Annotated in this window: 9 protein-coding genes; 3 read left to right on the plus strand and 6 right to left on the minus strand. The window is 61.0% G+C overall.

All coding sequences use genetic code 11. From position 1 onward, the window contains the following. Positions 1-69: 69 nt before the first annotated feature. The 3 genes from QWB57_RS00115 to QWB57_RS00125 all read right to left on the minus strand — a co-directional run bounded on the left by QWB57_RS00115 (position 70) and on the right by QWB57_RS00125 (position 5856). A complete protein-coding gene (locus QWB57_RS00115) occupies positions 70-3168 on the minus strand; it encodes a TonB-dependent receptor (RefSeq protein WP_288967799.1) in 3099 nt (1032 codons plus the stop codon). Between the two features lie 265 nt (positions 3169-3433). After that, a complete protein-coding gene (locus QWB57_RS00120; RefSeq protein ID WP_223626088.1) occupies positions 3434-5185 on the minus strand; it encodes a phosphoenolpyruvate carboxykinase (GTP) in 1752 nt (583 codons plus the stop codon). A gap of 95 nt (positions 5186-5280) precedes the next feature. Next, a complete protein-coding gene (locus tag QWB57_RS00125; protein WP_223626086.1) occupies positions 5281-5856 on the minus strand; it encodes a TetR/AcrR family transcriptional regulator in 576 nt (191 codons plus the stop codon). A gap of 167 nt (positions 5857-6023) precedes the next feature. On the opposite strand from QWB57_RS00125, the gene QWB57_RS00130 reads away from it, so the two are divergent. Then, entirely contained in the window at positions 6024-8498 is a 2475-nt protein-coding gene (locus QWB57_RS00130; protein ID WP_223626083.1) for an acyl-CoA dehydrogenase, read from the plus strand. 53 nt (positions 8499-8551) lie between these two features. On the opposite strand, the gene QWB57_RS00135 is transcribed toward QWB57_RS00130, so the two are convergent. After that, complete coding sequence (locus tag QWB57_RS00135) at positions 8552-9889, minus strand: MFS transporter (RefSeq protein WP_223626081.1); 1338 nt, start codon at positions 9887-9889, stop codon at positions 8552-8554. Between the two features lie 123 nt (positions 9890-10012). Between QWB57_RS00135 and QWB57_RS00140 the strand changes: the two genes are divergently transcribed. After that, positions 10013-11602: a choline dehydrogenase gene (locus QWB57_RS00140; protein ID WP_223626079.1), complete on the plus strand. Its 1590-nt coding sequence runs from the start codon at positions 10013-10015 to the stop codon at positions 11600-11602. 21 nt (positions 11603-11623) lie between these two features. On the opposite strand, the gene QWB57_RS00145 is transcribed toward QWB57_RS00140, so the two are convergent. Both QWB57_RS00145 and QWB57_RS00150 read right to left on the minus strand, forming a co-directional pair. Then, complete coding sequence (locus QWB57_RS00145) at positions 11624-13510, minus strand: M48 family metallopeptidase (protein ID WP_288967800.1); 1887 nt, start codon at positions 13508-13510, stop codon at positions 11624-11626. A 20-nt stretch (positions 13511-13530) separates the two neighbouring features. After that, positions 13531-14127, minus strand: a complete 597-nt coding sequence (locus tag QWB57_RS00150) for a LemA family protein (protein WP_223626074.1) — start codon at positions 14125-14127, stop codon at positions 13531-13533. A gap of 82 nt (positions 14128-14209) precedes the next feature. On the opposite strand from QWB57_RS00150, the gene QWB57_RS00155 reads away from it, so the two are divergent. Then, positions 14210-15577 (plus strand): serine hydrolase domain-containing protein, encoded by a 1368-nt coding sequence (locus QWB57_RS00155; protein ID WP_223626072.1) that lies wholly within the window; start codon positions 14210-14212, stop codon positions 15575-15577. The last annotated feature ends 276 nt before the right edge of the window (positions 15578-15853 follow it).

Here is a 15853-nt window from a genome sequence, read left to right on the forward strand (position 1 = left end):
CTCTTGCAAGGGCCGGCTGAATTTACTGCAACTGCGGAGTGATCCAGTGATCACTCCGGGTTTCAGCACTTACCAGTCGTACGAAGCCGTGAACACCACGGTCCGAGGAGTCTGACGACCCTGCGGCAACATGAAGGTGTTCGAGACGGTGTACGGGTTGGTTTCCGACGTCACGCCCGCCTGCAGCACACCGTTGGCATTGAACACATTGAGAACCTGCATACCCAGCTTCAACTTCTTATCAAGGAAGTTGGGCGCGTAGGACAAGCCCAGATCCAGTGTACGGGTCCACGGGTTGCGCTTGGAGCCAGGTGTTGCCACTTGACCAAAGCAGGTGTGGTAGCTGGCGCCGTAACCGATCGGGTCAGCCGAACCGCCATTTTCATCGCGGTTATCCGGGTTGAAGTAACCCAAGCAGCTGAACGGTGAGCCCGAGTTGATCCGGAAGTTGGCACCCACCGACAGTTCGTCGGTGATCTGGTAGCTGCCGCGTACCTTCAACTGATGGCGACGATCGTTTGCCAAGTAGCCATTTGCGTAGGCCATGATCTCGGCAGCATCCCAGTCCTGGGTTTTGGAGATGTTGTCCTGACCAAACTCGGACTTCACCTGACCTTCCATGTTGCCGGAGCTCTTGCTGAGCGTGTAATCGACGCGCAGTTCCCACTTGCCATCAAACGGATGCTCCAGATACAGATCCAGACCGGAGTAGTTACGCTTCATGCTGTCGGTAAAGCCCCAATCGGCAGCCGTCATGACCACTTCGGTGCGCCCACCACCAGTCACATTAGCCAAGCTGAAGGTATTGGTGCCACCCGGATTGAACATGAAGCAACCCGGAACCACGACCTTGCTCGAAAGCCCTGCCTGGATGGACTCCAACTTGGCTTCCATGCGGCCCGGGTCACAAATATCATCCATCGCCGACTTCAGGCTACGGCGGGTCAGCTTCATGCCCAACATCCACTTCGGCGTCAGCATCTTTTCCATGCCGATCAGGTATTCATCCTGATACATGTTCTTGAGATCCTTCGGCGCGAAACTCAGCACATCAACCGGCTGGCCGTATTCACCATTCGCGGAGTACGGGCCCGTACCGCCGTCCACACGCGGAATCGGGGTCAAGCCTGTCGGCGCACCATTGGCGTCGATACCGGTATAGGTGTAGTAGTCACGGGTAAACGTGGACGCCGATGCACCACGGATAGCGACGTTATTCGGCATCGCCAGGAAGTAACGACCGGCATTGCCGAACAGCTTCAGCGAACCATCGCCATTGACGTCCCAGGCAAAGCCAAGACGCGGTGCCCATTGATTCTTGGCGTCCAGATACTTGGCACCAACGTTGTTGGCATTGGTGAACTGGTCGTTACGCACACCGATCGACAGCAGGAAGTTGTCGGCGATCTGCCAGCGATCTTCGAGGTACCAAGCCTTCTGATCCAACGACATCGCAGTCGCCGTGTTCAGATAGTACTTGTAAACGTAATAGCCCCTCGGATTGGAAACCGACACCGCCGAGCCCACATGGCCGCTGACGATATTGGAAGCAGAGCTGCGACCGTAAATGAAGCGATCAATGAACTGCGTGGTACCTTCGTTCTCGGCCTCGAACTTGATATTGTCGATACCAGCGGTCAAGGTATGCGCGCCCAGCACCCATTCCAAGTCTGCACGCAGGCCATGCGTCTTATCGACTGCGTCACGGCCGTTATAACCTGCAACCGGGTTGCCCACACCACCGGTCACATACCCGGGAACCGCCGGGTTCTGATTGTTCACGCTGCCAATCAGCGCCATGCCGGGAATCAGGAAGGGCTGGTTCAGTGTTTGCATCTTGCCCTGGCCATACGTTGCACTCAGCGTCAGCGAGTCCGTCAGATAGCCGGTGTACTTCAAGATGGCGTACTGGTTCTTCTGCCATGAGCTGTTTGGCGCAGCGTTGGGAATACGGTCCCCTGCAGTGCCCGTGTCAAACACATAGTCGTTGAAGTAGCCGGTCGTATCCGTCTTCTGCTGCAGGTAGGTCAGTTCCAGGAAGTGATTGTCGGTAATGCTCCAATCCAACTTGGCGTAGAACTTCGGCGTATCCGTGGTGCTGGCGGTCTGGCGGGTATGGCCCGGCTTGTACGCTGCCGAAAGTGCGTTCGGCGAGCTGATGGATTCATTCTTTGTCCACTCACCGGCGACATAGAAGAACAACCGATCTTTCACGATCGGGCCACCTGCATACAGGTTGTAGGAATGACGCCAGGCATTCGATTGATCGCCACGCGAATACAACTTCCCGGCCTTCGTCGGATCCTCGTACTGGTATTGGCAAAGAGCAGTCCCGGAATCACCGCAGGTATGCGGCAATGCGGTATTTGCGTTGGCACCCGAGAAGTCCACATTCGGCAGGTACAAATCATCGTTATAACCACGCAGACCCTTCGGGGTGTAGGTCACTTGACCACCGAAGTGCCATTCATTGGTGCCGCGCTTACCAATCTGGTTGATCACACCACCATCGGAACGACCGTACTTGGCGCTATAGCCACCAATGAAGGTTTCCTGCTGTTCGACTGCGCCGAACGGCAGCGAGAAACCACCCAGGTTAGACAGCGGCTCACCGGTGAAGTAACCGTTGACGTAATAGGCGTTTTCAGAAACGCCGGCACCGCCAAACGACACGAGGCCACCGAAGAAACCAGCCGCACCGGACACTGCACCCGGGGCCAGCAGGGCGATGGACTCAGCCGAACGTGCCAGCGGCAGACGCTCGATCTGTTGCGCGGTCAACACCGAGCGGGTATCGGTTGCGGTGACGTCGATTGCAGCAATGGACGAACCCGTCACGGTCACGGTGTCCAACGTTTTTTCGCCACCTTCGAACGAGACCGACGAGTTACCGCCGACCGTCACAAGCGCTTCACGCTTGTTGCTGCCCGAGGTTACGGTGTAGTTGCCAACCGGCAGGTTGCCCGCGTTGAAGCGGCCGCTTGCATCAACCGTGATGGTGCGACTCAAACCGCTGTTATTGGAAATGGTGACGGTGGAGCCAGCCGGAGCGGAGCCTGAAATGGCACCACTGGTGCTCTGCGCCTGCACGCCGCCGGCGAAGCAAAGACCCAGCGCAATCGTGAGTGCGCTGCGCTTCAGGCCTTTGGCAAGGTAATTAGAAGCCATTGTGTGTAACCCCCATTGGGACGAAGTGACTAAAAAAGTACAAGGTCGCCTGGCCTCAATGGGCCTGACCCGCTGACTATAGACCAGTCAACAATTCTTTAACAAGCCCCTCAGTGCGCATTCATGTGACTAAAGGCGTATTCAGTTTCGCTCGCAACCACCCCGCGGAACCCCGCCTGGGCCAAGGCCGCTTACCCGCCAGAAATACCAAGCCCCGGGCTTGCGCGCCGGGGCTTGGGTGAACGCAACACAGCTGCGGGGCAAGTCACCCCAACGCCTGCGCAATCCGCTGCTGTTCGTCTTTCAGCGCCTGCGGCAGACGCGGGCCGTATTCGGCGAGGTAATCACCAATGCTGGCGAATTCGGCTTGCCAACCGGCGTGGTCGATGCCGAACAATTTGGCGTGGGCTTCGTCGCTGAGGGTCACGCCGTCGAGGTTGAGGTCGGCCTCGATGGGGAGGTTGCCAATCGGGGTCGCTTGCACACCCACCTTGCCATCGACGCGATTGATCATCCACTCCAGTACGCGCAGGTTGTCGCCGAAACCCGGCCACAGGAACTTGCCATCGTCGCCCTTGCGGAACCAGTTGACGTGGAAGACCTTGGGCAGCTGCGCGCCCGGCTGGTCGAACGATAGCCAGTGACCGAAGTAGTCGGCGAAGTTGTAGCCGCAGAACGGCTTCATCGCCATCGGGTCGCGCCGCATCACGCCCACCGCGCCGGTAGCCGCCGCCGTGGTTTCCGAACCCATCGCGGCACCGACCAGCACGCCATGCGTCCAGTCGCGGGCCTCGAACACCAGCGGCACCAGCGAGGCGCGACGGCCGCCAAACACGATCGCGGAAATCGGCACGCCGTGCGGGTCTTCGGCCATGTCCGAATAGCTGGGGCATTGCTTGGCACTGACCGTGAAGCGCGAATTGGGATGCGCGGCCGGACGCACCGCCGGGTTATACGGCTGGCCCTGCCAATCGGTCATCGGGGCTTGCCCGTTGTCGATGCCTTCCCACCACGGCTGGTTGTCGGCCGTCACGCCGACATTGGTGAAGATGGTGTTGGACTGGATCGAGGCCAGCGCGTTGGGGTTGGATTTTTTCGAGGTACCGGGGGCCACACCGAAGAAGCCGGCTTCGGGGTTGATGGCATACAGGCGGCCGTCGGGGCCGGGGCGCATCCAGCAGATGTCATCGCCAATGGTCCAGACTTTCCAGCCGTCCTTTAAATAGCCTTCCGGCGGAATCAACATCGCAAGATTGGTCTTGCCACAGGCCGATGGAAACGCAGCGGCGATGTAGTGGGTGTCGCCTTGCGGGTTTTCGATGCCAAGAATCAGCATGTGTTCGGCCAACCAGCCTTCTTGACGCGCCTGATGACTGGCGATGCGCAGGGCGTGGCACTTCTTGCCCAGCAACGCATTGCCGCCATAGCCGGAACCGAAGGACTTGATGGTGAGCTCTTGCGGGAAGTGCATGATGAAGCGGCGGTTGGGGTCCAGCTCGCCGGTGGAATGCAAGCCCTTCACGAAGTGACCTTCGCGCTCGATGCGCGCCAGTGCCGGCGCGCCCATGCGGGTCATGATCCGCATATTGGCCACCACGTAGGGCGAATCGGTGATTTCCACACCGCAGCGCGACAAGGGCGAATCAATCGGGCCCATGCAATAGGGAATGACATACAGCGTGCGGCCACGCATGCAGCCGTCAAACAGTGCATCGATCTTGGCGTGCGCTTCACTCGGGGCCATCCAATGATTGTTGGGGCCGGCGTCTTCGCGCTCGGGCGTGCAGACGAAGGTGAGATGCTCCACGCGCGCCACATCGTCGGGATGGGAGCGATGCAAGGTGCTGCCCGGATGGGTGTGCTGATTGAGTTCGATCAGGGTACCGTCAGCCAGCATGTGTGCCTTGAGCGCGGCGCTTTCGGCATCGCTGCCATCGCACCAGTGGATGGCATCGGGCTGGGTCAGCTGGGCGACATCGGCCACCCATTGGTTCAGGGATTCAAGCTTGCTGGTCATTGGCGTAGGTTCCCGGCCCTTTGCGGGCTCGTTTATTGGATTGAAATCGTTTGCAGAAAAATGCCGAGCGCGCCCTTGGTGCGCAAGGTGTGGCTTCAGGTGGAAGGAATCAAAGTCGCCATCATGTGCGAGATATAGCCCTCCGCGCCGTCTACTGGTTTGCGGTTGCGAATGTTGGCCTGTTCCAACTGCAAGAACCCGACATACACGGCATACGTCATGCGCGCACGATGCAGCGCATCTTTCTGATTGAGCCCGGCCTGCCGAAAGGAGGAAAACAGAAAGCCGATGCGGCGTTCCAGCACATGTTCCAATACCGTCTGCACTGCGGGATGCTCGGCACCCTTGAGCAGTTCGGAGTAGATGATGTGGGTTTTGTTGTGCTGGGTGATCAATTGAAACAGTGCCCGCAAGCGCTCGCCAGGGTCTTGGATCGACTGCAGTGCGCCGTAGGCAGCTTGCTCATCGCGTTCCCAGCGCTCCAGTGCTGCCTGCAATAGCGCATCGCGTGACGGGAAGTGCCAGTAGAAGCTGCCCTTGGTGACTTTCAATCGGCGCGCGATGGGTTCAACGGCCACTGCAGCCACCCCCAATTCGGCCATCTGCGCAAGCGCCTCTCGAGTCCAATCGTCGGCACTCAAGCGCTTGTTGCGAAGTGCGGTTTCAGTCATCAGTGATACTTCCATACGCCTGCGTCGGTACCAGTATGCTGAGTTTTCACTCTTTTTTGCGCGTTGACAGCTAACGCGCAATGCCCATACTAGGGCGTATGGTAGAGATTGCCGGATGCCATCGCAACCTCTGCCCTTCCGATTGACTGCGCCAAGAGAGCCCCGTTATGAGCATCTTCCTGCCCATCCTCGCCCTGCTGGTTGCCAGCGCCTTTGCCGCCTATCACCGCCTGCGGCTGGCGGTATGGGCTGCACTTGCAGCCTGCTTGCTGGTCGCCTGCCACCTGCTGGGAGCCAACCACACCACGGTCATTGCGCTGGCCGCCCTGACTGCCGCGGTGGCGGTGTTGCTGCTGATTCCAGTCATCCGCAAGCCGCTGATCACGGCCCCGGCGCTGGGCTTTTTGCGCAAAGCACTGCCGCCCCTGTCGCAGACCGAGCGCATTGCACTGGAAACCGGTTCGGTGGGGTTCGAGGGTGATTTGTTCAGTGGCAAACCCGATTGGAGCAAGCTGTTGGCCTACCCCAAGCCGCAGCTCAGCGCCGAGGAACAAGCCTTTCTCGATGGTCCGGTGGAAGCGTTGTGCAAGCAAATCAATGACTGGGAGATCACCCATGTGCATGCCGATCTGCCGCCGCCGCTGTGGGATTTCATCAAGCAACACAAATTCTTCGGGATGATCATCCCCAAGCAATACGGCGGGCTGGGGTTTTCCGCGCTGGCGCACCATAAGGTGATCCAGAAGCTTGCCTCGATCTCCAGTGTGGTCAGTGCCACCGTGGGCGTGCCCAATTCGCTGGGCCCGGGCGAGCTGATCAACCATTACGGCACGCAGGAACAGAAAGACTATTACCTGCCACGCCTAGCCAGCGGCATCGAGGTGCCCTGCTTTGGCCTGACTGGGCCGTTTGCCGGCTCCGATGCTACTTCGATCCCGGACTTCGGCATTGTCTGCAAAGGCGAGTGGAATGGTGCCAATGTGCTGGGCATCAAGCTCACGTTCGACAAGCGCTATATCACCCTGGCCCCGGTCTCTACCCTGATCGGGCTGGCGTTCCGCATGTATGACCCGGACGCACTGCTGGGCGATACCCGCGATATCGGCATCACTCTGGCATTGCTGCCGCGCGAAACTCCCGGGGTGGAAGTGGGGCGTCGCCACTTCCCGCTGAACTCGCCGTTCCAGAATGGCCCGATCCACGGCCGCGAGGTGTTCATTCCCTTGAGCCAGCTGATTGGTGGCGTGGACATGGCCGGCAAAGGCTGGAACATGCTCAACGAATGTCTGGCGGTGGGGCGCTCGATCACCCTGCCCTCCACCGCCAGCGGCGGTGCCAAAGCTGGCGCAGTGGTGACCGGCGCGTATGCGCGGATTCGCAAGCAGTTCGGGCTATCGGTAGGCCGCTTTGAAGGCGTGGAAGAAGCACTGGCACGGATTGGCGGCAAGGCCTATGCGATCAGCGCGTTGTCGCAAGCCACGGCGGCGGCGGTGGATCGCGGTGATGTACCGTCGGTGCCGTCGGCGATTGCCAAATATCACTGCACCAATGCCGGCCGCGACATCGCCAAGGACATCATGGACGTGATCGGCGGCAAGGGCATCATCTTGGGCCCACGCAACTTTGCCGGGCGCTCATGGCAGGCCGCGCCGATTGCGATCACGGTGGAAGGTGCCAACATCATGACCCGCAGCCTGCTGATCTTCGGGCAGGGCTCGATCCTGTGTCACCCCTATATCCTCAAGGAAATGAAGGCCGCGCAAGACCCGGACGGCAAGGCCGGGCTGGAGGCGCTGGATGGTGCGCTGTATGCGCATATTGGCGGCGCGATGTCCAATGCCACGCGCTCGTTCTGGTTTGGCCTGACCGGTTCGCGCCTGCAGGTCACCGCAGGTGATGCCTACACCAGGAAGTTCTTCCGCAAACTCAACCGCTATGCTGCCAATCTGGCGCTGCTGACCGACGTGTCGCTGGGTGCGCTGGGCGGACGCCTGAAGTTCAAGGAGTCGCTGTCGGGCCGTTTGGGTGATGTGCTCAGCCATCTGTACATGATGGGTGCGGTGCTCAAGCGGCATCATGACGAAGGTTGCCCCGAGGCCGACAAACCATTGCTGGCATGGGCCTTCCACAACAGCGCCTATGAAATCGAATTGGCACTGTCGCAGGCGCTGCGCAACTTCCCGATCAAACCGCTGGGCTGGTTGTTGTGGCCGGTGGTCTTCCCGTGGGGCCGCCGCGCCGTGGCACCCGGTGACCGCCTGTCGCATCGTGTAGCCAGCTTGCTGATGAACCCGAACGAGGCACGCGACCGCTTGGCTCACGGGGTGTTTTTGACCCCGGGTGCACACAACCCCGGCGGCCGCATCAACAGCTATCTGACCCGCGCCATCCTGGCCGAGCCGGTGGAGCGCAAATTCTTGAAGGCGCTCAAAACCAAGGATATCGAAGCGCTGGATTTTGCCTCGCAATTGGACGAAGGCGTGCGCGAAGGCTGGATCACGCAGGACGAACGCAAGCAGTTGGAAGAGCTGCGTGAGCTGACCATCGACACCATCAGCGTGGATGATTTTGATGCGCACGAATTACGCGCAGCCAGTTATTACGATGGCCATGCGCAACCTGGTACGCGCGCGGTGGCATGAGGACATCGGAGTTCAACCAACGGCGGGCTTAGGCTCGCCGTTTTTGTATCCTCTTAGCGGCTTCTTGCTTCTGGCAGCTTCTTCGCCTCACCCACCACTTTCCATGCGCCCAACGCGAACGCTGCCGCAACCACTGTGCCCGCGCCAAACACCGCCGTGGAACCGAAGCCCGACAGCAGCTTGTGCACCCACACGAAGGTGAGGTCACCGCCGCGATAGATCACGGTGTCAATCGCCGCACCAGCCTTGTAGCGCCACTCGCGCGCGACCCGGGTGTAGATGGTTTCGCGTGCGGGTTTGTTCAAGGAAAACTCGCTACTGCGGGTGATCACCTGCACCACCGCCACTAGCAGCGGTAATGGCGACGCAGCCAACGCGGCGTAGCCAAGCACAATCGCGCCGGCGGGAATCAACAGTGCCGGCGCAATCCCGAACCGCGACAGCAGGCGGCGCGTCACAAAGAGCTGGATCAGCAAGGTCAGGATATTCACCGCCAGATCAATCGTGGCGTAATAGGCGGTGGCGGCTTTCGGATCCGGGTAGAACTGGCGCACGATCGCGGCTTGTTCGTTGTACAACAAGGTGCCCACGCCCACCCCGAAGATGCACAGCACCGCCATCCAGCGCAGCAACGGCTCTTGCAGCACCAGCTTCAAGCCAGCAAACACCGTGCCTCCCATCGGCACTTCGCCACTGACCCATTTGCGCTGGGTTTCCCGCTGCACGGCATAACGCCGCAAGCGCAGCAGGCAGCCAATGCACAGCGCCAAAAATCCCGCCGACACCAGCATCAAATGCGCGATGCCGATGCGCTCCACCAATGCGCGGGTCAGGATTGGCCCGAGGATGGCGCCCACGGTGCCAGCCGCGCCGATATAACCGTAATAGCTGCGCGCTTCGGTGTCTGACCACACATCGGCCATGAAGCTCCAGAACACCGCGACCGCAAACAGGTTGAACACCGTAATCCACAGGAAGAACGCCATCCCGCGCCCGGCAACGCCACTATCGAACAGGGCATAAAACCCCAGCAGGGTGACGATGAAAAACCCGTACACCGCCGGCAGGAAGACCCGCCGTGGCCAGCGGCTGACCACCCAGCCATACACCGGCTGCAATACCAGCATGATCAGGAAGGTGCAGGTGAATAACACTTGCAGCTGCAATTCCTTGAGTGCGACGCCGTGCCTGGCAAACCAGCCAATCATCGCCGGTGGAAACAGGGCATTGACGTCGCTGGATGCGCCCATCGCTTCACGTACCGGGCGCAGCACGTAATAGCCACACAGCAGGCAGAAGAAATACAAAAACGACCACAGCAGCGGCGGTGATTGCCGCAGTGCGGCCTTGAAGTGGCCCAATCGGCTGGAAGCGACGGCGGTGTCGGTCATGCGGGCCGATGGATAAGGCGTGGATGCGCAACGGTACCCGCAGACGCGGCAATACGCCACCGAGCATTTACTCTAGCGCTGGCGCATAGCGTCAAAGCTTGAAGTCAATCAGGGCGGCGACCGTTGGACAGCACATACGACTACATCATCATCGGTGCCGGTTCTGCCGGCTGCGTGCTGGCCAACCGCCTCAGCGAAGACCCTACCGTCAAGGTGCTGCTGCTGGAAGCCGGCGGCCGCGACTGGCACCCATTTGTGCACATGCCGGCCGGGCTGGCCAAAATCGCCGGGCTGACCTCGATCAACTGGAACTACACCACCACCCCGCAGCCGCAGTTGGGTGGGCGCGTGCTGTGGTGCCCACGCGGCAAGCTGCTGGGCGGCTCCAGCTCGATCAATGCGATGTGCTACATCCGTGGCGTGGCGGGCGACTACGACGGCTGGGCCGCAGGCGGTGCCGACGGCTGGCACTGGGACAATGTGTTGCCCTACTTCAAACGTGCCGAAGGCAATAGCCGTGGCAGCGACGCCTGGCATGGCGGCAATGGCCCGCTGTCGGTCAGCGACCTGCGCCACGTCAACCCGTTGACGCGGGTGTTCATCGAAGCCGGCCATCAAGCCGGGCTGACCCTCAATGATGACTTCAACGGTGCGCGCCAGGACGGCGTGGGCTTGTATCAAGTGACCCAACGCGACGGCGCACGCTGCTCGGCCGCGGTGGCCTATCTCAACCCGGTCAAGTCGCGCCCCAACCTGAGCCTGCGCACCCATGCCACCGCCAGCCGAATCACCTTCGAGCACGGCCGCGCTACCGGCATCACCTGCAGCGTCAATGGGCAAGGCCATCATTTTGTCGCCAGTCGCGAAGTGATCTTGAGTGGCGGTGCGATCAATTCGCCGCAACTGTTGATGCTCTCGGGGATTGGCCCAGCCGATGCTCTGCGCAAGCTCGGGATTGACGTGGTGCTGGATGCCCCCGGCGTGGGCGCCAATCTGCAAGACCATCTGGATGTCACCACCCTGCAGCATTGCAGCAAGCCGATCAGCTACGACCGCATCAGCGAAGTGAAAACCGCGCTGCACTATTTCCTGGGCGGCCATCAAGGCCCCGGCACCAGCAATGTGGCCGAGGGTGCCGGCTTCTTCCGCTCATCGCTGGCCAGTGATGAGCGCTGCGATATCCAGTTGCATTTCATCCCGGCGATGATCGACGACCACGGCCGCAACCGCCTGCCCGGCGATGGCTACACCATGCATGCGTGCTTCTTGCGGCCACACAGCCGTGGCACGCTGCGGCTGGCCAGCAACCGCGCAGCAGATGCGCCGATCATCGACCCCAACTACCTGGGCGACCCCGAAGGCTTCGACCTGAAAATGTTGGTGGAATGCGCCAAGCTCAGCCAGGACATCCTTTCGCAACGCGCCTTCACCCCGTATCGCGGTGCGCCCATCTACCCGGCCCAACCTCCGCGCAGCGAAGCCGATTACATCGACTACGTGCGCCAGCGCGCCGAAACCGTGTACCACCCGATTGGCACCTGTCGCATGGGCAATGACGCAACCGCCGTGGTGGATCCGCAACTGCGCGTGCGCGGCGTGGACGGCCTGCGCGTAGTGGACGCCTCGGTGATGCCCTGCCTGCCCAGCGGCAACACCAACGCGCCGACGATCATGATCGCGGAGCGCGCGGCGGATTTGATCAAGGCCGGCTGAACCGGCCCAAGATCGCCACGTTCACTCCCCCAACATCACCGGCAGTGGGCAATGCAGCACGCCGCAGATCGTGCGCACGAGTTCGGCTTCGGCCACGTTGACGCAGCCGTCGCTGCTGATGGCCTCGGTGATGGCTTCCACCATCACCTGCTTGGCCAAGGGATCCAGTGCATCCAACGGTGCCCATACGGCTTCCAACGCCTGCACGCCTTGTGCGGGTGGGGCGTACGGCACGTGGTCACGCGGCAACACGCGCTGCAAGCCGGCCAGATAAGCGCGTTTGGCGGCTGTCGCATCGTTGTTGCCGTAGTGCGCCACCACCGCCAGCAAGGTGGCAAATTCATTACGCACATTGCCGGGCTTGCTGCGGCCAAAGCGGGCGTAGCGTGCCGGATCCAGAGCTTCGCGTACTTGCACATCGAGCAGCTTGCCCAGGCAATAATCAAACAGTGAAACCTGCGCATCGGCGTGAATCACTGCTTGCACGGTCTGCAAGAACCCATTCAACTGCGGGCGCGGGCGCAAGCGCAGCACCGGGAAGGCCAGCGACGCCAGCGGCAGGCGCAACATCGGGTGCAGATCCACGGTGAGTTGCTGGTGGATGCGCAGCGCCTGTTCGGCAACATCGCCACCCAGCGCTGACTGCATGATCTGCTGCTGCGCGGCCTGGAGGGGTTCATCCTCGGCCAGCAACATGGCCAGCAGGAGCGGCATCACCGTGTCGCGGCCACGCGCCAGATCACGCAGCGCCTCGGGCATCGAGGCAGCAATCGCATTGGCGCGTCGGTAATCATCGGTGGCCGGCGTTGCCACTTGTGCCGACACTTGCAGTGGGGCCACTTGCACGCTGCTTGCCGGGTGCGGCAGCTGCGCATGACCCGTGTCACTCAACCCCAGCGCGAGGTCTTCCTGCAGGCCATCGGGGGGCGCTGCGCGCCACTGCGCTTGCAGTTGCGCCAGACGTGCATCCACAAAGCCAGGCTCCAGCGCGCGGATACGCTCCATCAACGGCGGATGGGTGGCAAACAAGCCGGAAAAGCCAATCCCATCGCCAAACAACATGTGGCTGACTTCCTCGGTATTGCCACGATCCTGCAAGCGCGAGCCGTCTTCCAGGCCGGCGATTTTTTTCAGCGCGCCGGCCAGCCCTGCGGTTTGGCGGGTGAACTGCACGGCGCTGGCGTCGGCCAGCCGCTCGCGCGTGCGGCTGATCCCGGCCTTGATCATGCGGCCGAAGAACAGGCCCACGTAGCCAATCACCAGCGCGATCAAGGCGGCAATCAACAAGCCACCGGCATTGCGATTGCGACCACTGCCGAAGCGGCCGTATTCCAGAATTTTGCGCCCGATCAAGCCCACCATCAGGATGCCGAACAACACCCCGATCAAGCGGATGTTCAAGCGCATGTCGCCATTGAGAATATGACTGAACTCATGCGCGATCACGCCCTGCAACTCATCCCGATTGAGCCTGTCCAGCGCGCCCCGGGTCACCGCCACCACCGCATCCGATGGCGTGAACCCCGCCGCAAAGGCATTGATGGCAGCTTCGTTCTCCAGCACGTAGAGCTTGGGTACCGGCACGCCGGAGGCAATCGAAATTTCTTCCACCACATTGCGCAACCGCCGCAGCGCCGGGTCGGTGGTGTCGGGCGGCACCCCACTGCCACCCATCTGCTGCGCCACTGCTTCGCCACCACCACTCAGGCTGGCGATGCGATACAGCGAACCAAACACAATCGTGACCACGGTGACGCCGCTGGTGAAGGCCAGCATCCGCCACGAATGGGTGACCGCCCACATCACCGCATCCACCGCACCAACGATGCAGGCCACTGCCAGCACCAACAGGACGATCAACCGCGTGCTATCCCGGCGCGCTGCTGCCTGGTGTTCGAAAAAATTCATGCGCAGCGCTCAAGTCCCGATCAGAACTGCACCTTGGGGGCTTCACGCACCTGCGCCTGCTTGTCTGCCGGAATGTCGAGCAAGGTGGCGGCGAGGAACCCGAAGATGCCGGCGAAGATGGCGCTGGGAAACACTTCACGCTTGTTGTTGTAGGCCATCACCGCGTCGTTGAACGCTTGCCGCGCAAACGCGACTTTGTTCTCGGTGCTGGTCAGCTCTTCGGTGAGCTGCAGCATGTTTTCATTGGCTTTCAACTCCGGATACGCCTCGGCCACCGCCAGCAATCGGCCCAAGCCCGCATTGAGTTGACCTTGCGCGGCGGCCAGTTGCGCCATGGCCGCCGGATCCCCCGGATTGGCCTTGGCCGCAGACAGCCCCGATTGCGCCGCCGAACGTGCCGCGATTACTGCCTCGAGCGTTTCGCGTTCGTGGGCCATGTACTTCCTGGCCACTTCCACCAGATTGGGGATCAGGTCAAACCGTCGTTGCAACTGCACATCGATCTGCGCGAATGCGTTTTTGTAGGCATTCCGCGAGATGACCAGCCCGTTGTAGATACCCGCTACCCACAGCCCGATCACAACCAAAACCGCGATGAAAATCAGAAAGCCAACCATCAAAGTTCTCCTTGTTCATGCATTTGTGGCAGCAGGCGCTAGAATCGGGCCATCGTTGCAGCATACGCAGGGGGCCAACCCGATGAAAGAGCGCACCTTCAAGGTCACCCTCCGCAGTACCTTGCTCGCCACCTTGCTGCCCCTAGCACTGGGCTCCACCGCACAGACCGCAGGTCCATTGCACGGCGCAATTGCTCGTGCACAAGCCGCCGCCGCGCTGCCTGCAGCAATCACTGACTCCACTCCTGTTGCCTCAACAACCACGGTAACCAGCGGCGCACCACTTGATGTACCGCGCTTTGAAGCGATTGCCTCGGCGCTGGTGGCCAATGGCCGCATCCCCGGTATGGCGATGGCAATCATCAAGGATGGCAAGATTCTCAGCGCGCGCGGCTATGGCGTGACCGATCTGCGCAACCCGCAACCCATTGATGCACATACCGTGTTCCGGTTGGCATCGCTGTCAAAATCATTTGCCGCCACCATGACCGGTATTTTGGTCAACGATGGCGTGCTGCGTTGGGACAGCCACCTGATTGACTACGTGCCATCGTTCCAACTCTCGCAACCGGGCGCAGCGCAGGAAGTTACCGTGGCCGACCTGCTCAGCCATCGCATCGGCCTGACCCGCAATGCATTCGACCGTGACTTGGAAGGCAATGAGGATTACCACAGCCTAACCCTGCGATTGGCCAATGCACCGATGACGTGTGCACCGGGGCAGTGTTACGCCTATCAAAACGTCGCGTTCAGCCTGATTGGCGACATCGTGTTCGCGACCACTGGCAAGTTCTACAGCGAAAGCGTGGCCAGCCGCATTTTCAAACCCCTTGGCATGCACGATGCCAGCTACGGTCTGGAAGGTATCGAAGCCAGCGCACGCTGGGCCAAGCCGCATGTGCGTGGGCGCGGCGGTTGGGTGCCACTGATGCCCAAACCCAATTACTACCGGGTTGCGCCGGCCGCAGGTGTCAATGCCAGCATCAGTGACATGGCGCAATGGTTGATTGCCCACACCGGGCACCGCCCCGATGTACTGCCGGCACCGCTACTTGCCACGTTGCACGCACCATTGGTGACCACGCCCACGGAAATTCACGGTAACGGTTGGCGGCGTGCTCGATTGACCTCCGCCAGTTATGCGTTGGGTTGGCGTGATTACAACTATTCCGGCCACAACGTGGTGTTCCATGGTGGTGCGGTGCAGGGCTACCGCGGCATGATGGCGATGCTGCCCGAGCAGGATTTGGGTGTAGTCATTTTGTGGAATAGCGAAAGCCCGCTGCCCAGCGGCCTGTTGCCAACGATTCTGGACAGTGCCTTGGGGCTCAATGGCGGCCAATGGCTGGATGACGACACCGTGGATGGCTCGGAAGACTTGCTGTACGCGGAGCGCGCTGGTGTCCCTGCCGGTATCAGCAGCAGCAAAGCCAAAGCCTCGCCACCCTGACTGGCATCTGCGTCATTGCATATGACGCAGGTGTGTGATCGTGCAAAAAGAAACCCTCCCCGCCTGGGCAACGGGAAGGGCCTGTAATGAGGTGGAACAACCCGCGCCGGGAATCCCGGCACGGTGAAACACTTACATCGTGGGCGTCATTGCCGGACTAGCCGGCATTGCAGCGGCCTTCTTGGCGACAGCCTTCTTCGCTGCCGGCTTCTTGGCCGCAGCCTTCTTCGCTGCCGGCTTCTTGGCAACCGCTTTCTTCACTGCCGGCTTCTTGGC

The organism is uncultured Thermomonas sp. (assembly GCF_937872235.1).
GTDB lineage: Bacteria > Pseudomonadota > Gammaproteobacteria > Xanthomonadales > Xanthomonadaceae > Thermomonas > Thermomonas beijingensis.